Source organism: Pseudomonas sp. GM_Psu_1, assembly GCF_026544185.1.
GTDB lineage: Bacteria > Pseudomonadota > Gammaproteobacteria > Pseudomonadales > Pseudomonadaceae > Chryseomonas > Chryseomonas oryzihabitans.
On sequence record NZ_JALNUX010000017.1, the window covers coordinates 45,047 to 65,242 of the forward strand.

General features: G+C 66.1%; 16 protein-coding genes. All 16 read left to right on the forward strand.

Going from position 1 to position 20,196, the window contains the following annotated elements; all coding sequences use genetic code 11:
• The first annotated feature begins 229 nt into the window (after positions 1–229).
• Genes tssA through OXS31_RS21430 form a run of 16 tightly spaced genes read left to right on the forward strand, consistent with a single transcriptional unit; the run spans position 230 to position 20,169 of the window.
• Complete coding sequence (gene tssA / locus OXS31_RS21355) at positions 230–1,759, forward strand: type VI secretion system protein TssA (protein WP_186381125.1); 1,530 nt, start codon at positions 230–232, stop codon at positions 1,757–1,759.
• 29 nt (positions 1,760–1,788) lie between these two features.
• On the forward strand, positions 1,789–2,283 hold the full coding sequence (gene tssB, locus OXS31_RS21360) for a type VI secretion system contractile sheath small subunit (protein WP_027598639.1): 495 nt from the start codon (positions 1,789–1,791) through the stop codon (positions 2,281–2,283).
• A 14-nt stretch (positions 2,284–2,297) separates the two neighbouring features.
• Positions 2,298–3,776, forward strand: a complete 1,479-nt coding sequence (tssC, locus tag OXS31_RS21365) for a type VI secretion system contractile sheath large subunit (RefSeq protein ID WP_144954841.1) — start codon at positions 2,298–2,300, stop codon at positions 3,774–3,776.
• Positions 3,777–3,782: 6 nt separating this feature from the next.
• Positions 3,783–4,187, forward strand: coding sequence for a type VI secretion system baseplate subunit TssE (gene tssE, locus OXS31_RS21370; RefSeq protein WP_144954838.1), 405 nt, complete (start codon positions 3,783–3,785; stop codon positions 4,185–4,187).
• A gap of 4 nt (positions 4,188–4,191) precedes the next feature.
• Positions 4,192–5,976 carry a type VI secretion system baseplate subunit TssF gene (tssF, locus tag OXS31_RS21375; RefSeq protein WP_144954835.1) on the forward strand — a complete coding sequence of 595 codons (1,785 nt, stop codon included), beginning with the start codon at positions 4,192–4,194 and terminating at the stop codon, positions 5,974–5,976.
• Positions 5,940–6,950: a type VI secretion system baseplate subunit TssG gene (gene tssG / locus OXS31_RS21380; RefSeq protein WP_144954832.1), complete on the forward strand. Its 1,011-nt coding sequence runs from the start codon at positions 5,940–5,942 to the stop codon at positions 6,948–6,950. The genes tssF and tssG overlap by 37 nt, the downstream gene beginning before the upstream one ends.
• Before the next feature lie 15 nt (positions 6,951–6,965).
• Positions 6,966–9,494: a type VI secretion system ATPase TssH gene (gene tssH / locus OXS31_RS21385; protein ID WP_144954829.1), complete on the forward strand. Its 2,529-nt coding sequence runs from the start codon at positions 6,966–6,968 to the stop codon at positions 9,492–9,494.
• A gap of 23 nt (positions 9,495–9,517) precedes the next feature.
• Positions 9,518–10,987, forward strand: coding sequence for a sigma 54-interacting transcriptional regulator (locus OXS31_RS21390; RefSeq protein WP_260984948.1), 1,470 nt, complete (start codon positions 9,518–9,520; stop codon positions 10,985–10,987).
• 11 nt (positions 10,988–10,998) lie between these two features.
• Entirely contained in the window at positions 10,999–11,127 is a 129-nt protein-coding gene (locus tag OXS31_RS21395; protein WP_144954823.1) for a type VI secretion protein, read from the forward strand.
• A 14-nt stretch (positions 11,128–11,141) separates the two neighbouring features.
• Positions 11,142–12,332 carry a type VI secretion system-associated FHA domain protein TagH gene (gene tagH / locus OXS31_RS21400; RefSeq protein WP_267401918.1) on the forward strand — a complete coding sequence of 397 codons (1,191 nt, stop codon included), beginning with the start codon at positions 11,142–11,144 and terminating at the stop codon, positions 12,330–12,332.
• A gap of 1 nt (position 12,333) precedes the next feature.
• The gene (tssJ, locus tag OXS31_RS21405) at positions 12,334–12,804 is read left to right on the forward strand and encodes a type VI secretion system lipoprotein TssJ (protein ID WP_027598647.1); all 471 of its coding nucleotides are present in this window, start codon (positions 12,334–12,336) and stop codon (positions 12,802–12,804) included.
• A 3-nt stretch (positions 12,805–12,807) separates the two neighbouring features.
• Positions 12,808–14,139 (forward strand): type VI secretion system baseplate subunit TssK, encoded by a 1,332-nt coding sequence (gene tssK / locus OXS31_RS21410; RefSeq protein ID WP_074583419.1) that lies wholly within the window; start codon positions 12,808–12,810, stop codon positions 14,137–14,139.
• A gap of 2 nt (positions 14,140–14,141) precedes the next feature.
• Positions 14,142–15,029, forward strand: coding sequence for a type IVB secretion system protein IcmH/DotU (gene icmH, locus OXS31_RS21415; protein ID WP_267401919.1), 888 nt, complete (start codon positions 14,142–14,144; stop codon positions 15,027–15,029).
• A gap of 15 nt (positions 15,030–15,044) precedes the next feature.
• Positions 15,045–18,476, forward strand: coding sequence for a type VI secretion system membrane subunit TssM (gene tssM / locus OXS31_RS21420; RefSeq protein ID WP_267401920.1), 3,432 nt, complete (start codon positions 15,045–15,047; stop codon positions 18,474–18,476).
• Positions 18,476–19,207, forward strand: coding sequence for a PP2C family serine/threonine-protein phosphatase (locus tag OXS31_RS21425; protein ID WP_267401921.1), 732 nt, complete (start codon positions 18,476–18,478; stop codon positions 19,205–19,207). The genes tssM and OXS31_RS21425 overlap by 1 nt, the downstream gene beginning before the upstream one ends.
• The gene (locus tag OXS31_RS21430) at positions 19,204–20,169 is read left to right on the forward strand and encodes a serine/threonine-protein kinase (RefSeq protein ID WP_027598652.1); all 966 of its coding nucleotides are present in this window, start codon (positions 19,204–19,206) and stop codon (positions 20,167–20,169) included. The genes OXS31_RS21425 and OXS31_RS21430 overlap by 4 nt, the downstream gene beginning before the upstream one ends.
• Positions 20,170–20,196: the final 27 nt, after the last annotated feature.

The following is a 20,196-nucleotide window of genomic DNA, read 5'->3' on the forward strand; positions in this document are numbered from 1 at the left end:
TTGTCACTTCACTAAATAGGCTTATTTTTCATTAAGAATTAAGCAATAAAAATTGGACATAGATCACAATTTTTTGCTACCAAAGCTCATAAAACCGCTCTAGGATGCGCCTCTCAAACATTTTGAGCCAATAGCTGCCCAGCAGCAGGCGAAAAAGCTCTCCAGTAGTTTTCGCCTTAGGAAGTTCAAGGAATGGAACTTCAATCCTGTGAGGTCATGGATGACTTTATTGTCTTCGCTCGCCCAGAACTATATAGCGGTCGCCGATCAACCCATTACCACCGACAACTTCGCCGGGGACGATCGCCGCTATAGCCCCGAGTTCGAGAGACTCGAAGCGGTCTGTCAGAACACCCAGGCGCTGCATCGCGACGTCATGCCGGACTGGGAGTCCACGGCCGAGCAGGCGACCACCTTTCTGCGTGAGCACTCCAAGGACCTGCGCGTCGCCGTCTGGCTGACCTGGGCCCTGTACTGCACCCGGAGCTGGACGGGGCTGGAAGCCGGCCTGGCTCTGCTTGAGCGATTGCTGGAGGCTCACTGGCAGGACCTTTACCCCCGCAAGGAGCGCACCCGCGCCGCGGCGCTCGGTTGGCTCCAGATCCGCCTGGAAGGCGTCTTCGATACCGCCGCCCTGACGACGCTGGAAGCATCCTGGCTACAGACCTTCAGTACCCAGCTCGGCCAGTTGGAGGCACTCCTCCAGCCACGCCTGGGCGAGGCCGCTCCGCTGCTGTTGCCGTTGGTACGTCGCCTCGATGAGCAACGACGTCGCCAGATCCAATTCACCGCTCCGGCGGAGTCGACCATCGCAGCCCTGTCACCCAACCCGGTCGTGACCGCTCAGGCACCCCAGGGCCCGCTGGACTCGGACAAGGACGCCCATCGTCTGCTGCGCCAGCTGCAGGAAAGCGCCCGCACGCTGAGCGGCTGGTGGCTACGTCAGCGGAGCGGCGACCACCGCGCCCTGCGGCTGAATCGCGCCTTGCTGTGGAGCGGCATCGACAGTCTGCCCGCTCATGATGCCCGGGGTGTCACCGGCTTGCGCGGCCTGCCAGCTGATCGCCTGAGATATTTTCAGGAGTCCCAGGCCGCTGGTGACTTTTCTCTGCTGCTCGGCGAACTGGAGGTCAGCCTGACGCGGGCGCCTTTCTGGCTGGATGGCCAGCGGCTGGCCTGGGAGTGTCTGCAGGCCCTCGGTGCGACAACGAGTTGTCGAGAAATCGAGTGGCCGCTGATGTTGCTGCTGGAGCGGCTGCCAGGTCTGGAAGCCTTGGCCTTCCATGACGGGCAACCCTTTGCCGATGCCCAGACCCGCCTCTGGCTGTCCGGCCTGACGGCGGCTAAGGCGACGCAACCCGTCTCCGCCTCAAGCGAGGCGTGCCAGGACAGCTGGAGCGAAGCCCTTGCCGAAGCCCTTGGGGAGTTGCGCGCGAGCGGCCTCAGGAGCGCCGTGCGCCATCTGCGGCAGCGCAGCTGCAGTGCCCAGGGCGAACGCCAGCGCCTGCTGTGGGATCTGGCCAGCGTCCGGCTGCTGATCCAGGCCCGCCAGTTCGAACTGGCGCACCTTCAGCTCGCGGCCGTGGATGCCGAACACGGCGCCCTGCTGGCGCACTGGGAGCCGCAACTGGCGCTGGAGATCCTGCAGGCCCGCCGCCAGTGCCTGGAAGCCCTCCCCGCCACCGCCGACAGCCGGATGCAGCTGCAACAGCTGCGTCCGCGACTCTGCCGCCTCGATCTCGAAGCGGCTCTCGACTGAGGCTTGTCCTCATACCCAAGGAGAAACACATGGCCAAAGAAGGCTCGGTTGCCCTGAAAGAACGCATCAACGTTACCGTTCGACCTGCCAGCGGCGGTGCCGAGGAAGAACTCGAGCTACCCCTCAAGCTCATGGTGCTGGGCGATTTCACACAACGTGCCGACGACCGCAAGCTCGAAGATCGCAAGCCGGTAGCCGTCGACAAGGACAACTTCGATGAGGTGATGGCCAAGCAGCAGCTGGGCCTGACCCTGGCGGTACCCAATCGCCTGCAGGACGACAGCCAGGACGATCTGGCCGTCCAGCTCGACCTCAAGGCCATGGCCGACTTCAGCCCGGCGCGGCTGGTGCAGCAGGTGCCCGAACTCAAGCAACTGATGGATCTGCGCGATGCACTGGTGGCGCTCAAGGGGCCGCTCGGCAACGCCCCGGCGTTCCGCAGGGCCATCGAGCAGGTGCTCGCCGATCCGGTCGCCCGGGCCACGGTGCTCGGCGAACTCGGCTTGCCGAATCAAGACGTCTGATCAGGAAGATCATCATGACCGCTACCCTGCTCCCGCAACCCGCTGCCGACATCGCTGAAGACCACGGCATCCTCGACCGCATCATCGCCGAGACTCGCCTCGCGCCCCACGACGAGGGCTATGGCGTGGCCAAACGCGGCATCTCCGCCTTTATCGAAGAGTTGCTCAAGCCGCAAAACGCCCAGCAACCGGTCAAGAAGGCACTGGTCGATCGCATGATCGCCGAGATCGACGAGAAGCTCAGCCGCCAGGTCGACGAGATCCTCCACCACGCGGAGTTCCAGTCGCTGGAGGCGGCCTGGCGCGGCCTGCACCTGCTGGTGGAGCGCACCGACTTCCGCGAGAACAACAAGATCGAGATGCTCAACGTCTCCAAGCAGGATCTGCTGGAAGACTTCGAGGATTCGCCGGACATCGTCCAGTCGGGCCTCTACAAGCACGTCTATACCGCCGAATTCGGCCAATTCGGTGGCGAGCCGGTCGGCGCCATCATCGCCAACTACGACTTCGATCCCACCGCACCGGACATCCGCACTCTGCAACAGGTGGCAGCGGTCTCGGCCATGGCTCATGCGCCCTTTATCGCCGCCGCCGGTCCGCGCTTCTTCGGCCTGGAAAGCTTTACCGGTCTGCCCGACCTCAAGGACCTCAAAGATCACTTCGACGGTCCGCAATTCGCCAAGTGGCAGAGTTTTCGCGAGCAGGAAGACGCGCGCTATGTCGGCCTGACCTTGCCGCGCTTCCTGCTACGCACGCCCTACGATCCGGAAGAGAATCCGGTCAAGACCTTTGCCTATCGCGAAAACGTCAGCCGGGACCATGCCCACTACCTCTGGGGCAACACCGCCTACGCCTTCGCCACCCGCCTGACCCACAGCTTCGCCACGTACCGCTGGTGTCCGAATATCGTCGGTCCGCAAAGCGGCGGCGCGGTGGAAGACCTGCCGCTGCATCACTTCGAGAGCATGGGCGAGATCGAGACCAAGATCCCCACCGAGGTGCTGATCTCCGATCGTCGCGAATACGAGCTGGCCGATGCCGGCTTCATCGCCTTGACCATGCGCAAGGGCAGCGACAATGCCGCCTTCTTTTCCGCCTGTTCGACGCAAAAAACCAAGTTCTATGGCAACAGCGAAGAAGGTCGGGCAGCTGAGCTGAACTACAAGCTGGGTACCCAGTTGCCCTATTTGTTCATCGTCAGCCGCCTGGCCCACTACCTCAAGGTGCTGCAGCGCGAGCAACTGGGTGGCACAAAGGAGCGCACCGACCTCGAGCTGGAACTCAACAAGTGGATCCGTCAGTTCGTCGCCGATCAGGAAAACCCCAGCGCCGAGGTGCGTGGTCGTCGACCGCTGCGTGCGGCCAGCATCCGCGTCAGCGATGTCGAGGGCAATCCGGGCTGGTTCCGCGTGGGCCTGAGCGTGAGACCGCACTTCAAGTACCAGGGCGCCGATTTCACCCTGTCGCTGGTCGGCAAGCTGGACAAGGAGTAACGGCTCATGAGTTACGGCAGTCTGTTCGAACGCCTGGCCGGTCCGGGCAGCGCGCACAGCCTTGGCGCGTCCGCCGACCCCTTGAGCGCCTCGGTGGCCGCTCACCTGGCCAAGATGCTCAGCACCCGTGCCGGCAGCGTCCCGATCCAGGTCGACTACGGACTGCCCGACCTCAATGACTTGCGGCTGTCGCTGCACGACTCGCTACAGCGTGCGCGGCTGGCCATCGAGGCGTTCGTGGCCGCCTACGAGCCGCGCCTGTCCGGTGTGAAGGTGCTGCCGCTGCAGCGGGAAGGCACCACCCTGGCGTTCGCCCTCGAAGGCCAGCTCGAACTCGACGGCCAGCGGTGCCCCATCCGTTTCACCGCGAGCCTGGATGGCAGCGGCCAGGTCAAGGTCAGCCAAGGATAGGTCCATGTCCTTCAATCACTACTACCAGAGCGAGCTGGCCGAGTTGCGTCAGCTGGGCGCGCGCTTCGCCGAACGCAATCCTGCGCTGGCACCCTTTCTGGGCCAGGCTGGTCAGGATCCGGATGTCGAGCGCCTGCTGGAAGGCTTCGCCTTTCTCACTGGTCGGCTGCGGCAGAAGCTCGACGACGAGTTGCCGGAATTGACTCATTCGCTGCTCAACCTGCTCTGGCCCCATTATCTGCGGCCCCTGCCGAGCTGCGCCATCCTCGAATTCGATCCGCTACCAGCATCAGGTGCGGCCATTCAGGTTCCACGTGGAACGGAAGTGGAATCCCGGGCGCTGGACGAGGTGAGCTGCCGCTTTCGAACCTGCTTCGCCACCGCCATCCAACCGCTACGCGTGGATGAGCTGAGCCTTGCCCAGCAGGGCAGCGGCGCGCGCCTGACGCTGCGCCTGCAGATCACCGGCAATGGCACCCTGGACGCCCTGGACCTGCATCAGTTGCCGCTGCATCTGGCGGGCGATCGCACGCTTAGTCAGGATCTCTATCTCGCACTGCTGCACAACCTGGCCGGTCTGAGCCTGGTACCCCTGGATGCCGAACGCCAGCCGCTGACTGACCTCCAGGGCGGCGAACTCGTCCTGCCGCTCGCTCGCGACCAGGTCCAGCCGCTGGGCTTCGGCGAAGACGAGGCGCTGCTGCCCTATCCACCCAATGCCTTCCGCGGCTATCGCCACCTGCAGGAATATTTCGCCTTTCCGGAGAAATTCCTCTTCGTCTCGATTCAGGGAATGACGAAGCTGAAGCAACTGGCAGACCCGGTGCGCCGCCAGATCCGCGGGCTGGAGGTGCGCTTCGACATCGCCCGGATCGCCCGGCAGCCGCGGCTCCCCAGTCGCGACAACCTGCGCCTGCACTGCGTCCCGGTGGTCAATCTGTTCCGCCATGACGCCCTGCCGATCCGCCTCGACGGCAAGCGCGACGAGTACCCGTTGTTTCCGGCCGGCCATGGCCGCGAACACCTGGGGGTCTTTGCCGTGGAGCGGGTGACCGGCTGGCAACCGGGCGGCCTGGGCCATCGTGACTATCTACCCTTCGAATCCTTTGCCCACGACCTGAGCTTCGGCGGCCAGAGCTGTCGGCCGCACTACGCCGTACGCCAGCGCAGTGCCCTGCTGCACGGCGGCATCGATACCTATCTGGCGTTTGGCGATCCGGGTACCGATCAGGACACCCTGTCCATCGAACTGACCTGCACCAACCAGAACCTGCCCCAGCGCCTGCGCGCCGGTGATCTGTGCCTGCCCACCGAAAATACCCCGGGTGGCCTGGGCTTTCGCAATCTGGCCGCCCCAACTGCCTGTCATGCGCCGGTGCTGTCCGGCAACCGGCTGTGGCAGCTGGTTTCCAATCTATCGCTCAATTATTTGTCGCTCACCGATGTCGCGGCCCTGCGTACGGTGTTGGCCAGTTACGACCTGCCCAGTCAGCACGACCGGCAGGCCGAGCGCGTCAGTCACCAGCGCCTGGCCGCCCTGCAGGGCATCAGCCATCGCCCGGTGGATCGCCTCTACCGGGGCCTGCCGATCCGCGGTATCGCCACCCAACTGGACATGGATGCCAGCGGCTTTCGCAGCGAGGGCGAGCTGTACCTGTTCGCCAGCGTACTCAACGAGTTCTTCGCGCTCTACGCCAGCCTGAATTCCTTCCATCAACTCAGTGTTCGCAGCCTACAGGGAGAGGTGTATCTATGGACACCGCGCATGGGTCAGCAGCCGCTGATCTGAATCGCTCGGCGCTGTGCCGCGAGATTCGCGAGTACTCGCTGTTCCAGGGTATCGGACAGGTGCTCCTGCAGTTGCAGCGCCTGATGCCGAGTCTCTCGGAGGAGCAGCTCTATGAACGGCTGGAGTTCCACGCCAACCCCAGCCTGGCCTTTCCGGGTAGCGATATCGAGTGCCTGCACTTCGTCGAGGACGCCGACGGGCTGCGCGCCCGCCTGCAACTCAACCTGGGCGCCCTGATGGGCAGCGGTTCGCCGCTGCCGGCCTTCTACAGCGAACAGGCGCTGAGCGATGGCGAACAAGGGCGTACCACCCGCGACTTCCTCGACCTCTTCAATCACCGGCTGCACCGGCTGCTGCTGCCGATCTGGCGCAAGTATCGCTATCACGCCCGCTTCCGGGAAGGCGCGCGTGACGAGTTGTCGGCCCGGCTGTTCAGTCTGATCGGCCTGGGCGACAGCAGCCTGCGCCAGGCGCCGGAGCTGAACTGGAAACGCCTGCTGCCCTATCTCGGCCTGCTCAGCCTCAAGGTGCATTCGGCGACGCTGATCGAAGCGGTGCTGCGCTATTACCTGGAGCAGCCCGAGCTGCAGCTGGAGCAGTGCCTAGAGCGCGCAGTGGTCATTCCCCCAGAACAACGCGCGCATCTCGGGCAGGCCAGCGCCCAGCTCGGAGAGACAGCCGTCCTGGGTGTGCAGGTGCGCGATCGTGGCGGCAAGTTTCGCCTGCACCTGCTCGAACTGGACTGGGAAGCCTTTCATTCATTCCTGCCCGGGGGCAGTCGGTACGCCGCCGTGCGCGCCTTGCTGAATTTCACCCTGCGCGACCAGCTGGACTACGACCTGCGCCTGCATCTGCGGCGGGACGCGTTGCGGCAATGGCGGCTGGAAGCCGTCAGCCCCTGCCGTCTCGGCTGGACCACCTGGCTCGGCCTCGGCCGAGCCAAGGGCCAGGTCACCCTGGCCTGCCACCGTTAATCAAGGACGATCAACATGCTCACCCTGGACCTGAACCTCCTTATCAACAGCCTTTCCGTGACCGCGCGCCAGGACCTGGAACAGGCGGCGCAGCGCTGCGTCCGTCGGGGCGGCCGGCAGATCCTGATCGAAGACCTGCTGGCGGTCCTGCTGGAATCCCGCGACGGACTGCTCACTCGCGTGCTGAAAGCGGCTGACCTGGACCCGGTGGATTTCGCCGCGACGCTGCAGCCGCGCCAGGGCAATGGAGAAGGCGGCGACCCGGTCTTCGATCCTGCACTGCTGCTGTGGCTGCAGGATGCCGTGCTGCTCGCCCGTCTCGAACTGGAACAGGCTGAGACCGATAGCGCCGCCCTGCTGCTGGCGTTGTTGCGCCATCCCGAGCGGCTGTTGGGCACAGGTTACGGTCGCCTGCTGGAGCGGGTGGATGCCGCGCAGCTCCTGGACTTCATCAGGGCTCAGCGGCCCGAGGGGTCACCGGTCATCAGCGAGTCCCCTCTGGACCGCTTCACCCATGACCTCAGCGGCCAGGCCCGTGCCGGGCGCCTGGATCCGGTGCTGGGCCGCGAGGCCGAGATCCGGCAACTGGTGGACATCCTCTCGCGGCGGCGCAAGAACAATCCCCTCGTGGTAGGCGAAGCCGGCGTTGGCAAGACCGCCATCGTCGAGGGGCTGGCGCTGCGCATCGCGGCAGGCGAGGTGCCCGACAGTCTGCGCCGTGTGGAAATACGCAGTCTCGATCTCGGGCTGCTGCAGGCCGGCGCAAGCGTCAAGGGCGAATTCGAACGCCGCCTGCAAGGCGTGATCGATGCCGTACGCCAGGCACCGCACCCCATCATCCTGTTCATCGACGAGGCCCATACCCTGATCGGTGCGGGTGGCCAGCCCGGGGGCTCGGACGCGGCCAATCTGCTCAAACCGGCCCTGGCGCGCGGCGAGCTGCGCACCATCGCCGCCACCACCTGGGGCGAGTACCGGAAGTACTTCGAAAAGGACCCGGCCCTGGCGCGGCGCTTCCAGCCGGTAAGGCTGGACGAATTCGACGTCGCCACCGCCATCACCGTCCTGCGTGGGTTGGCGCCGACCTATGCCGAGGGCCATGGCGTTTATCTGCGCGACGATGCGGTGGTGGCCGCCGCCGAGCTGGCCGCCCGCTATCTGAGCGGGCGCCAGTTGCCGGACAAGGCCGTGGATGTGCTCGACACCTGCTGCGCCCGGGTGCGTATCAGCCTGGCCAGCCCGCCTCCGGCCCTGGATGCCTTGAGCGCACGCCTGGCCGCTACCGAGCGCACGCTCTCCGCCACCCGCCGCGATGCCGATCTCGGTCTGCCCGTCGCGCCCGGCCATCTGGATAGCCTTACCGCCATGCGGGACGCCGAGCACCTGGCAGCCACTGCGCTGCAGGCCGACTGGGAACGCCAGCGAGAGCTGGCCGAGCGCATCCTGACCCTGCGTACGGCCTCGGTCAGCGCTGCGCTGGCAGCGACCCAGGCAGAGCTGGAGCAGCTGCAACGCCAGCATGGGCGCCTGGTCAACCTGGAGGTCTGCCCGCACCTCGTGGCGGAGGTGATCGCGGCCTGGACCGGCCTCCCGGTCGACCAACTCGCCCGTCGCCATGACCAGCGCCTGGCCCGCTTTGCCAGCGATCTACGCGGACGCCTGCGTGGCCAGGAGCAGGCGGTGGTCGCCCTGGATCGCGCCCTGCGCGCAGCCGCGGTGGGTCTGAACGCTCCCGAGACGCCGGTCGGCGTCTTCCTGCTGGTCGGCCCCAGCGGGGTCGGCAAGACCGAGACCGCCCTGGCGCTCGCAGAATTGCTCTATGGCGGAGAGCGCTTTCTCACCACTCTCAACCTGTCGGAATTCGCGGAAAAACATAGCGTGTCGCGCCTGATCGGCGCACCGCCCGGCTATGTCGGCCATGGCGAAGGAGGTCTGCTCACCGAGGCCGTGCGCCGCCAGCCCTATTCGGTGGTCTTGCTGGATGAAGTGGAAAAAGCGGATCCCGAGGTACTCAACCTCTTCTACCAGATCTTCGACCGTGGCCAGGCCACCGACAGCGAGGGCCGGCAGATCGACTTCCGCAACGTGCTCTTTCTGCTGACCTCCAATCTGGCCAGCGGCGAGATCCAGCGGTTGTGCGCCGACGTACGTCCGGACGTGGCCCAACTGACCGAGGCGATTCGCCCCACCCTGACAGGCTACTTCAAGCCTGCCCTGCTGGCGCGGATGCGCGTGGTGCCCTACTACCCGCTAGATGCCGAGCTGCTGCGTGAGCTGATCGTGCTCAAGCTCGAACGACTCGGCGTCCGGCTGGCGGCCCGCCAGGTCGCCTTCAGCTATGCCCCGGCCCTGCTGGAGGACCTGGCGGCACGTTGCTTGGACGCCGACAGTGGTGCTCGCCGGATCGACCTACTCCTGGAGCAGCGAGTGCTGCCGCTGCTTACCGACCAGTTGCTCGACGCCCTCGCCCGTGGTCAGACGCCAGGGCGGCTGCACCTCACCTGCAACGACCAGGGTGATTTCCGCTGTGAGGTGGCGGCATGATCCCGTCCCCCGCGCCAGAAGCCATGCTGCCCCTGTTCATCGCGCTCGGCCAGCACGAAGACCCCGCCCAACTCGCCCTCGGCCTGGTGGAAGGCATCCAGCGTCTGGCCCGGCTCGACCTGGTGCAGTACTACCGTCTGGACGCCACTCATACCCAACTGGTGTGCCTGGCACAAAGTCTGGACAGCACCGCCGCCATGGCCGGTAACACCCTGCCGCTGGAGCAGGAGAGTCTGCTGCACTACTGCCTTTCGCAGAATCGCAGCCTGCACCTGCGTGAGCTGGACCCGCTGCTGCACACCACTACCTTCCTGCCTGGCGACGGCTGGCGCAGCCTTGGTTGCCTACCCCTGACTGGCCCGTCGGGCAGCGTCGAGGGTCTGCTGGTACAGGCCAGCCGCTGCCGCCGCGAACTGGAAACCCATGCAGAGGTACTGACACCGCTCGGATGCTTCGCCCTGGCGCAGAGCCAGCTGCTAGAGCGCGCCCAGACTCAGCCATTGGGCGCCGTAACGGAAAGGCCAACGTCACCGGCAGTGGGCGATGGCTTCGGCATGCTTGGCGATAGCGGCGCCATGCGGCAGGTCCATCGCTTGATCAGCAAGATACTGCACAGCCCCATCACCGTGCTGCTGACCGGTGAAACCGGCACCGGCAAGGAACTGGTGGCCCGGGCCATCCACGAACGGGGCTCGCGACGGACCCAGCCCTTCGTGGTGCAGAACTGCGCGGCGCTGCCCGAGCACCTTCTGGAAAGCGAGCTCTTCGGCTATCGCAAGGGCGCCTTTACCGGTGCCGAGCGCGATCGCGCCGGTCTGTTCGATGCGGCCAATGGCGGCACCCTGTTTCTCGACGAGATCGGTGATATGCCGCTGACCTTACAGGCCAAGCTGCTGCGCGTGCTGCAGGAAGGCGAGGTCCGCCCGCTGGGTAGTGCCGAAACCCACAGGGTCGACGTACGCATCGTTGCGGCGACCCATCGTCAACTGGTGCGGCTGGTCGAGCAGGGCACCTTTCGTGAGGATCTCTACTATCGCCTCACTCACTTTCCCATTCAGCTGCCGCCCCTGCGCGAGCGCGGCGAGGACCTGCCGCTGCTGGCCCGGCACTTCGCCGACCAGGCCTGCGCATGCCTGCAGCGGTTACGTTGTCGCTGGTCCAGCGCCGCCCTGGACCTGCTGGCGGGCTATGCCTTTCCCGGCAATGTCCGCGAACTCAAGGGGCTGGTGGAGCGCGCCGTCCTGCTTTGCGACGGCAACGAGCTGTTGCCCGAACACTTTGCCATCCGCTCCGCCGCCCTGACCGGCAATGCCGGCAGCCTGACCTTGCGTGAGCGCCTGGATCAGCTCGAACGCGGCCTGCTGATGGACTGCCTGCGCAAGAACCGCGGCAACCAGACCCAAACTGCCCAGGAATTGGGACTGCCGCGCCGCACCCTGCTCTATCGCCTGCAGCGACTGAGCATCCGCAGCGCCGATCTGCAACTTTCCTAGAGGAACGCCCCATGCCTGCACTACTTCGCTCCCTGTTGCTGCTGACGTTGCTCGCCCTGGCCGCCTGCACCTCGTCGCCCGGGGATCTGCAGGACTATCGCCCCCTGGGCGAACCCCAGACACCCCACCGCCTCACCTAGGACAGGACAAGACCATGGAACTGGTATTCGATCTGGTCGGCAGTCGAGCGCACGCCCCCGGACTGCTCACCCAAAAGACCTTTCGCCACGTTGGCGGACTCATCGGCCGCAGCGAAGACTGCGACTGGTACCTGCCCGATCCGCAGCGGGTGCTGTCCAGTCAGCACGCCCGCATCAGCTACAGCGAAGGCGACTATTTTCTCACCGACCTGAGCAGCAATGGCGTCCAGCTTGCCGATGGTCAGCGTCTGACCAAGGGCGAGCCTTGGCGGATCCAGCATGGCCAGACCTTCGCCCTAGGCACCTTCGCCCTCGCTGCCCGCCTGGTCCGCGATCCGTCCGGGTTCGCCGACGATTTCCAGGTCCCAACCAGTGCCCCTGGACTGATCCCGGACGACGCCTTTCTCGAACTGGATCCGTTGCAGGCGCTGGAGCGTCGCGATCCTCACGGCATCGACGAGCTCGAGGGTCTGGATCCCTTCGCCACTGACATTACTCGCAGCGACTATGCCCGGGTCGATCTGGACAGCCTAGGCATTCCTGCTCTGGTAGAGCACAGCGCTCCGGCTCCGGTCGAGCGCCCGGCGGCGGCTCCGCAGCGCCAGACACCAACGTTCTGGAAGGCCTTCGGGGTGGCCCTGGGTCTGGAGCTTGCCGACCTCGACCAGGAGGCGCGTGAAACCCTGGCACTCGAGGTCGCGCGCCTGCTGCGCCTGGCGACCCAGGGCCTGCACGGCTGCCTGCGGACCCGCAACGAAACGCGCAATGAACTGCGGCTGCCGCTTACCACGGTACAGAGCAGCGGCAACAACCCCTTGGCCTTCGCGGCCGACGGCGACGCGGCCTTGAGTCAGTTGTTGCGCCCCAGCGCTTCCGGCCAGCTCACCGCGGACCAGGCTCTGCTTCGTGCCTGCCGCGAACTTCAGGCCCATCAGGTCGGCCTGGTCGCGGCCAGTCGCCAGGCGGTGCTGGCCACCCTTGAACAGCTGGCACCGGCCCAGTGCGAAGCCCGCCTTGAGCGTGACGGTCGACGCCCGCGCTGGGGGCGCGATGCCAGACTCTGGCGTGCCTGGCAGCGCCAGTATCGCGAGCTGCACCAGGACGACGACTGGCGCGAACGGCTGTTCGCCAAGGACTTCGCCCAGGCCTACACCGAGCAGGTCCGCCTCATCGCCACCCTCAACCCGACCCAGCAAGGACGCTGATATGAACACCCTATTACGCCTCGGCGCGCTCGGCCTGGCCCTGCTGCTAGGTGCCTGCACCAGCCCCAGGGCACCTGATCCGACCCGCCTCGACCTGACCCTGAAGGGCGGTGAGGACCTCAATCCCGACCTCAACGGCCGGCCCTCGCCGCTGGTGGTGCGCCTTATCGAACTGAAGAATCCGGTCGGCTTCGAAAATGCCGAATTCTTTTCCCTCTATGAAAACGCCAAGCAGACCCTGGCTCCCGACTGGGTCGCCGAGGAAGAAGTCGAGCTACGGCCCGGTGAGTCACGCGAACTCAAGCTGAGGGTGCAGGACGCCAGCCGCTACGTCGGCATCTATGGCGCCTACCGCAACCTGGGCGGCAGCCAGTGGCGGCAGGTCATCCAGCTCAGGCCCGCGGCGCTGGCGCAGATCCGCCTGGATTTCACGGCGGATGGCATCCAGGCCGCTCCGCCTATCAAGGAGTAGGCCATGCAGCAACTCAAGGTGATCTGGCAGGAAGGCATGCTGCTGCGGCCGCAGCACTTCCAGCAGAACGACCGCTATCACGCCCAGCAGCTGCAGATTCGTACCCGTCGCCTGGGCGAGCCGGCATGGGGCTTTTTCGAGCTGACTCTCGATCGCCAATTCCTCGCCATGGGCAAGGTAGTGGTCAGCCAGGCCAGTGGCATCCTGCCCGATGGCACCCTCTTCGAATTGGGCGCCGACGGCGAGCCCCTGGCTCTCGATGTACCGGCCAATACCCGCGACAGTGCGGTCTGGCTGGCGCTCCCCCTGACCAGCGGCCAGCGCCTGGAGAGCCGTCCAGTCGACCAGGACGACGTCATCGCCCGTTACCTGAGCGTCGACAGCGAGATCGCCGACTCCCATGCCGGTTTCGGCGAGCGGGGGGCGGTCACCTGCGGACGTCCCGATTTCCGGCTGCTGCTCGATAGCCATCCGCGACTGGACGCCTATGTCCGCCTGCAGGTCTGTCAGCTGCTGGAAACGGCGCCAGACGGCAGCCTGGAGCTGGATACCGCCTTTACCCCCAGCGTCATCCAGGTGCGGGCGGCCGAGCCTCTGCTGGCGGGTCTCAAGGAGGTCGCCTCCCTGCTCGCCCATCGCGGCGAGGTACTTTCTCAACGCCTGCGCCAGGCTGGCAGCCTGGGCACCGCGGAGATCGGTGACTTCCTGCTGCTGCAACTGGTCAATCGCCATGAAGCGGTTCTGCGCCACTGCCTGGACTATGAACAACTGCATCCACGCAGCCTCTTTCGCGAACTGCTCGCCCTGCACGGAGAGCTGGCCACCTTCGCGGCTGCCGACCGGCGTCCTGCACTGGACCTTCAATATCGCCACGCCGATCAGGCCGGCAGCTTCGCACCGCTGTTCCAGGCCCTGCGCCAGGCACTGTCCATGGTGCTCGAACAGCATGCCCTGCCACTGCCCCTGCAACAGCGCCAGTACGGCATCCAGGTCGCGCCCCTGCAGGACCACGGTCTGCTGGCCAACGCCAGCTTCGTGCTCATCGCCGGGGCCGAGTGCAGCACCGAGGAATTGCGTCAGCGCCTGCCGGCGCACCTCAAGGTGGGACCGGTGGAGCGCATCCGCCAGCTGGTGAATCTGCACCTGCCAGGGCTCGCCCTCAAACCGCTGCCGGTCGCGCCGCGTCAGCTGCCCTTCCATACCGACAAGGCCTATTTCGCCCTCGAACTCAGCGCCACCGACATCGCCCAGCTCGAGCAATCCGGTGGCTTCGCCTTTCATGTCTCCGGCGCCTTTCCGGGCCTCGACCTCGCCTTCTGGGCGATCAGGAGCTAAGCATGCAGACCGCAACCGACGCAGGCCGGGACGACAGGACCGTGGTGCTCCGTCGCCACGCCCAGGGGCCGGACACACCGCGCAGCCCGCTCACCGACTTTGCCGAGCCACCACGCTACGCCCAGCTGGAGGAACGCATGGTCCAGGCGGCACGCCTGCGACCGGGCGAGACCCTGAATCTGAGCATCAATCCCATGATAGGCGCTGCCGCGCCACTGCTCTCCGAGGTGGTGCGCCTGCGCCAAAGTTACGCCGTGGAAGACCTGCATGTGCTCAAGGAGCGCCTGGCCGCCAGCCTGCGGCTGTTCGAACAGCGTGCCCTGGCCAGCGGGCTGGACAGCGGTGAGGTCATGGCCGCCCGCTATGCCCTTTGCACCACGGTCGACGAGGCGGTGGTCACCACCCCCTGGGGCAATGCCGGTGACTGGTCGCAACTCAGCCTGCTGAGCAGCTTTCACAACGAGACCTTTGGCGGCGAGAAGTTCTTTCTGCTGCTCGAACGCCTCAGTCGCAATCCAGCCAAGCACCTGGCTCTGCTGGAGCTGCTCTACCTCTGCCTGGCGCTGGGCTTCGAAGGCAAGTATCGGGTGCTGCCGCGCGGCATGCTCGAACTGGAAGCCATCCGCGACAGCCTCTATCGGCAACTTCGCCAGCTGCGTGGGGATGTGCCGCGCGAGTTGTCGCCGCACTGGCAGGGACTGGATGCCCGGCCACGACGGCTGGTCCGCCTGGTGCCCTGGTGGCTGGTCGCGCTGTGCACCCTGATCTGCCTTGCCAGCCTCTATGGCGGTTTCAGGCTGGCGCTGGAACAACAGCGCGACGGCCTGCTGCAAGGCTATCCGGGTGGTCCTGCGGTCACCGCGCCAGCGGCCGCCCCACCCCACTCCTGATACGGAAGCGCACCCATGAAAGGATTCATCATTGCACTCGGACGCATGCTGCGCCGTCCCTGGACCTGGACGCTGCTCGTGACCCTGGGTCTGGGCGGTCTGGTCTGGACCCTTGGTCCTCTGCTGGCCTTTGCCGGCCACAGCCCCTGGGCCTCGGTCACCCACCGCCTGGCCACCCTCTGCGGTCTGTTCCTGGGCTGGGGCCTGGTCATGGCGCTGCTGCAGGGCTGGCAGCAGCGCAAACAACGGCAGCGTCTCGCCACCGAAACGGGCCAGCACGATCAGCTGCGCGCCGAGCGCATCGACGACGAGGCCCACGAACTGGAGTCCCGCGCCCGTGACGCCTACCGCACCCTGCATGGCGCCGGCCTCTATCGGGGCCGCAGCCAGCGCTGGCGGCGCGAACTGCCGCATTACCTACTACTGGGGCCGGAGGGTGCCGGCAAGACCTCGTTGCTGGATTTCTCCGGTCTGGAATTCCCGCTCAATACAGAGCGTTCCCGGTTGACCCGCGATGTCAGCGGCACCCGTCACTGCGACTGGTACTTCGCCGAACAGGGGGTGCTCCTGGACACCGCCGGCCGCTACCTGACCCAGGGCGACGCTCCAGTGGACAGCAGTGCCTGGCAGACCCTGCTGCAACTGCTACGGCGCCAGCGGCGAACGCGCCCGCTCAATGGGATTCTCATTGCTATCCCGGTAGCGCAGTTAGCCAGTGGCAACGAAGTCGCCCAGGAAATCCTGGCACGTCAAGTACGCGCCCGCCTGCACGAGGTAGCTCGCGAGCTCAAGGTCGAGGTCCCCGTCTATCTGGTGCTGACCCAGGCGGATCACCTGCCTGGCTTCGACGCCTTCTTCGACGGTCTTTCTCGCGAGGAAAATGAGCAGGTCCTGGGCACCACCTTTCGTGAAGCCCAGAACGGTACCGATCCCGGAGTGCTGCGCCAGGAATTCGAGGAACTGCTGCGCCGCCTCAACAGCCAGGTCATCCCGCGTATCCATCAGGAGCGCGACGGCCAGCGCCGCGGCCAGATCCTCGACTTCCCACATCAGCTGGGTCGTCTGGGCGATGGCCTCGCCCTCTTCGTCGAATTGGCCTTCGCGGGCAATCGCTACCAGCGCGCGGCCCAGTTACGCGGGTTCTACCTGACCAGCACCCCGGCGCTAAGCCAGCCACTCGACGCCCAGACCCAGGGCATCGGCGATCAGCTCGGTCTGCCCAGCAGCCTGCTGCCCCAATACCGTAGCGGCCAGCCACGTTTCATCCGCCAGTTGTTCAGTCGCGTGATCTTTCCCGAGGCGGCTCTGGCTGGCCTGGACCAGCGCGAGCTGCGCCGCCTGAGCTGGGGGCAGCGGGGTCTCTATGCCGCAGCCCTGGCCGGCCTGGCCTTGGGTGCGGCGCTCTGGACCAGCAGCTTCGCCGGCAATCACGCGCGACTGGAGCGCCTGCGCGACCTGGTGCAGCACGGTGTGCAAGCGCGCAGTCAGCTCAAGGCCGACGCCGATGCCCGTGCCGTGCTGCCGATACTGGACAACGCCTATGCCGGCACCCAGGTCTTTCCAGCCGCAGACGCTACGCCGCTGCGCGAACGTACCGGGCTCTATCAAGGAGAGGCCGTACGCCCAGTCACCGAGGCAGCCTATCACCAGGCCCTCGACAACTATCTGCTGCCGCGGCTCAAGGCGCAGCTGGAAGAGCGCATCCGTGGCAGCCTCGGCGACCGGGAGCGGCTGATCGGTCACCTGCGGGCTTACCTGATGCTGCAACTGCCCGAACGCCGCGACGTCCGCACCCTGCGCGATTGGGCCGTCGCCGACTGGTCCCAGCGCTATCCAGGTGATGCCCTCACCCAGAACAGTCTGGACACTCATCTGGCGCGCTTGCTGGAGCAGGGCTTTGACGCCTATCCGGTGGATACCCAGCTGGTGACCCAGGCGCGCCAGGTACTGCGCAGCGAATCCCTGGCCGCGGTGGTCTATCGCATCCTGCGCGACCAGGCCAGCGGCCTGCCGATCTATCGGCTGAGCCAGCAGCTGGGCGCCCAGGCCCTGACCTTCGAAGGCGCCGACTACCCCATCCCCGGGTTCTATACCCGTCAGGGCTATGCGCAGACCTTTTCCACCCAGGGCCTGGCCGTGATCCAAGAGCTGACCGCCGACAACTGGGTGCTGGGCGATGGCGACGGCATCACCGGCATGGACCTGCGCCACCTGCAGGTGGAACTCGAGCAACTCTATTTCCGCGACTACGCCAATCAGTGGAGCGATGCGCTCGCCCGGATCACGCTGCAACCCGTGGGCGACGCCAACCAGGGCGCCACCCTGCTGGCCGGGCTCACCTCGGCCAACTCGCCGCTCTTGCAGCTCCTGACCGAAGTCCGCAACAACACCCGCCTCGCCGCGGCGGCCAGCCAGGGTGGAGCCCTGCCGGACACCGCGCGCCGCAGCCTGCAGAGCCGCTTCGAGAATCTGCATCGGCTGCTCGACGACCAGGGCGCTGCAGTGGCCGACCTTGCTCCAGCCATGGCGGCACTCAATGACCTCCAGCAACAACTGGCAGGCCTGGCCCACGCCAGCGCTCCGGAGCAGGCCGCCTTCGAACTGGCCAAGGCGCGCATGGCCGGCAACCGCGACGCACTCAACAGCCTGCGTAGTGCCGCCAGCCGGCTGCCCACCCCGGTCAACGGCTGGCTCGGTCTGCTGGTCGACGACAGCTGGAATCTGATCCTGGCCGGCGCCTACGACTACATCAATGGGCGTTACCAGAGTGAACTGCTGGCGAGCTATCGCAACGGCCTGGACAGGCGTTATCCGTTCAAGGCCGACAGCGAAAGCGATGTCTCTCTGGTCGATTTCCGCGAATTCTTCAAGGCCCAGGGTATCGCCGACAGCTTTTTCGAGACCTATCTGAAGCCCTTCGTGGTTCGCGGCGAGAGCGACGCCTATCGCGCGCGCAGCATTGATGGCCACAGCCTGCCGCTGTCTCGGGACTTCCTCGCCCAGATGAGCCGCACCCAGCAGATCAGGCGCGGCTTCTTTGCCGAGAATCCGGCCGAGCCCGGCATCGTCTTCAAGCTCGAGCCCTATTCGCTGGATCCAAGCCTGACCCGCGCCGACCTCAATATTGGCAAGGAGCGTCTGGAATACCGCCATGGCCCCATCGTCGCCGCCACCTTTCGCTGGCCGCAGAACGATGCCTTGAGGACGACCCTGGTCCTAGAGGAGCTGGGTGGACGCCGCGTGGGCCTGGAGCAGGACGGTAGCGCCTGGTCGCTGTTCCGCCTGCTGGACCGCATGAAGCTGCAACAGCACAGCGCCCGCGACGTGCTGCTGGTACAGGCCGACCTGGAGGGCCGCCATGCCGGCTATCTGCTGTCCAGTCAGCGTTCGCCCAACCCCTTCGACGTGGCCACCCTGCGCGGCTTCAGGCTGCCGGAGCGGCTCTGATGACGACGGCCCTGAGCATTGCCCGTACCCATCCGGGCAAGGTACGCGCCCATAACGAAGATGCCCTGCTAGAGCGCCCCAGCGACGGCCTTTGGGCGGTGGCCGACGGCATGGGCGGCCATCAGGACGGTGCGCGCGCCAGTCGCCTGGCTATCGAGCGCCTGGCCGAGACGTCCTTGAGCGGTGGGCTCGACCAGCGTCTGGAACAGGTGCGCCGAGTGCTTCACGACATCAATCGACGACTCACCCAGGATCTCACGGTACTGGCCGAAGGTCCCGAGCGCCTGATCGGCACCACGGTCGTGGCGCTGGTGGTCAGTGGAGGCGAGGCGGCCTGCATCTGGGCGGGTGACAGTCGCGCCTATCTCTGGCGTGGCGACCGGCTCTACCAGCTGACCCGCGACCATCGCCTGCTGGAGCGCCTGATCGATGTCGAAGGCCTCAGTCCCCGCCAGGCAGCCCGCCATCCGGGCGCCCGCGCCCTGACCAAGGCGCTGGGTGCCCGGGAGGCCTTGGCCCTGGACATCGTCCGCTTCGAGTTGCAGCCCAGTGACCGCCTGCTGTTGAGCAGCGACGGCCTGCACGATGCCCTGGAAGAGCGCGCCCTGGGCGCCGCACTCTCGCTGCCCTCGCCCGCCCTGGCCCTGGAGCGCCTGCTCGATGGCGTGCTCAAAGGCCCCGCGCGCGACAACCTCACCGCCATCGTCATCCATCTTCGGGAGGCTGCATGAACCTTCAGGATCCAGCCGTCGATGACGGTCTCACCCACTTCGCCTTCGCTTCTCCCAGCACGACGGCTGCTACCCGCCAGCTGGCTCCACTGCCCGATGTGCTGGGCAGCCGCTATCGACTGGAAAGCCTGCTGGGCGTTGGCGGGATGGGCGCCGTCTACCGCGCCCGCGACCTGTTGCGCGAGCAGTATGGTGATCCCGCACCCCAGGTCGCGATCAAGGTGCTCAACGACGACTTCGCCGAGTACGGCGATGCCAACGCCCTGCTCTATGGGGAGTTCGCCCTGACCGTACGGCTGCGCCATCCGCATATCGTTCGCCTGCATGGTTTCGAGATCGACCCTGGCAGCGAGCGCGCCTTCATCACCCTTGAGCTGTTGCGCGGCCCAACGCTCGATGCCCTGCTCTGTGACCGTCCCGAGGGACTCGACTGGACCGAACTGCAGGAGATCGCCCTGCCGCTGCTGGATGCCCTGCAGTTCGCTCACGCCAACGGCGTCCTGCATGGCGATCTCAAGCCCAGCAACGTGATCCTCACGGAGAGCGGTCTGCGCCTGTTCGATTTCGGTCTTGGTCAGCCCTGCGAAGACCTGCTGCCCGGCCTGCCGCGGTTGAGTCGTGCACGCTTCAATGCCTGGACGGTGCGCTACGCCGCGTTCGAACTGCTCGAAGACGGACGGCTGACCCCAGCGGGCGATCTCTATGCCTGCGCCTGCGTGCTCTATGAACTGGCAACCGGCAAGCATCCCTATCGCCGCCTTAGCGCCAAGCAGGCACGCAGCCTGCAAATCGAACCCGAACGGCCAGCGGCCATGCCTACCGACGCCTGGCAGGTGCTTCGCCAAGCCCTGGAAATCGATCCCGCCCGCCGCCAGCAGGACCTCGGCGAGTGGCGCACCGCGTGGCAGGCGCCGGCGCCTCCGCAGCCATGGTGGCAGCGTCTGCTCTCGCGTTCCACGTGAAACCTCTCACTGTCAGGAAGACACCCC

Coding starts and splice junctions, on each gene's coding strand:
- tagH (WP_267401918.1), top strand. CDS start 11,142: ATGGAACTGGTATTCGATCTGGTCGGCAGTCGAGCGCACGCCCCCGGA.
- tssG (WP_144954832.1), top strand. CDS start 5,940: ATGGACACCGCGCATGGGTCAGCAGCCGCTGATCTGAATCGCTCGGCG.
- tssB (WP_027598639.1), top strand. CDS start 1,789: ATGGCCAAAGAAGGCTCGGTTGCCCTGAAAGAACGCATCAACGTTACC.
- OXS31_RS21425 (WP_267401921.1), top strand. CDS start 18,476: ATGACGACGGCCCTGAGCATTGCCCGTACCCATCCGGGCAAGGTACGC.
- tssM (WP_267401920.1), top strand. CDS start 15,045: ATGAAAGGATTCATCATTGCACTCGGACGCATGCTGCGCCGTCCCTGG.
- OXS31_RS21395 (WP_144954823.1), top strand. CDS start 10,999: ATGCCTGCACTACTTCGCTCCCTGTTGCTGCTGACGTTGCTCGCCCTG.
- OXS31_RS21390 (WP_260984948.1), top strand. CDS start 9,518: ATGCTGCCCCTGTTCATCGCGCTCGGCCAGCACGAAGACCCCGCCCAA.
- tssF (WP_144954835.1), top strand. CDS start 4,192: ATGTCCTTCAATCACTACTACCAGAGCGAGCTGGCCGAGTTGCGTCAG.
- tssH (WP_144954829.1), top strand. CDS start 6,966: ATGCTCACCCTGGACCTGAACCTCCTTATCAACAGCCTTTCCGTGACC.
- icmH (WP_267401919.1), top strand. CDS start 14,142: ATGCAGACCGCAACCGACGCAGGCCGGGACGACAGGACCGTGGTGCTC.
- tssE (WP_144954838.1), top strand. CDS start 3,783: ATGAGTTACGGCAGTCTGTTCGAACGCCTGGCCGGTCCGGGCAGCGCG.
- tssK (WP_074583419.1), top strand. CDS start 12,808: ATGCAGCAACTCAAGGTGATCTGGCAGGAAGGCATGCTGCTGCGGCCG.
- OXS31_RS21430 (WP_027598652.1), top strand. CDS start 19,204: ATGAACCTTCAGGATCCAGCCGTCGATGACGGTCTCACCCACTTCGCC.
- tssC (WP_144954841.1), top strand. CDS start 2,298: ATGACCGCTACCCTGCTCCCGCAACCCGCTGCCGACATCGCTGAAGAC.
- tssJ (WP_027598647.1), top strand. CDS start 12,334: ATGAACACCCTATTACGCCTCGGCGCGCTCGGCCTGGCCCTGCTGCTA.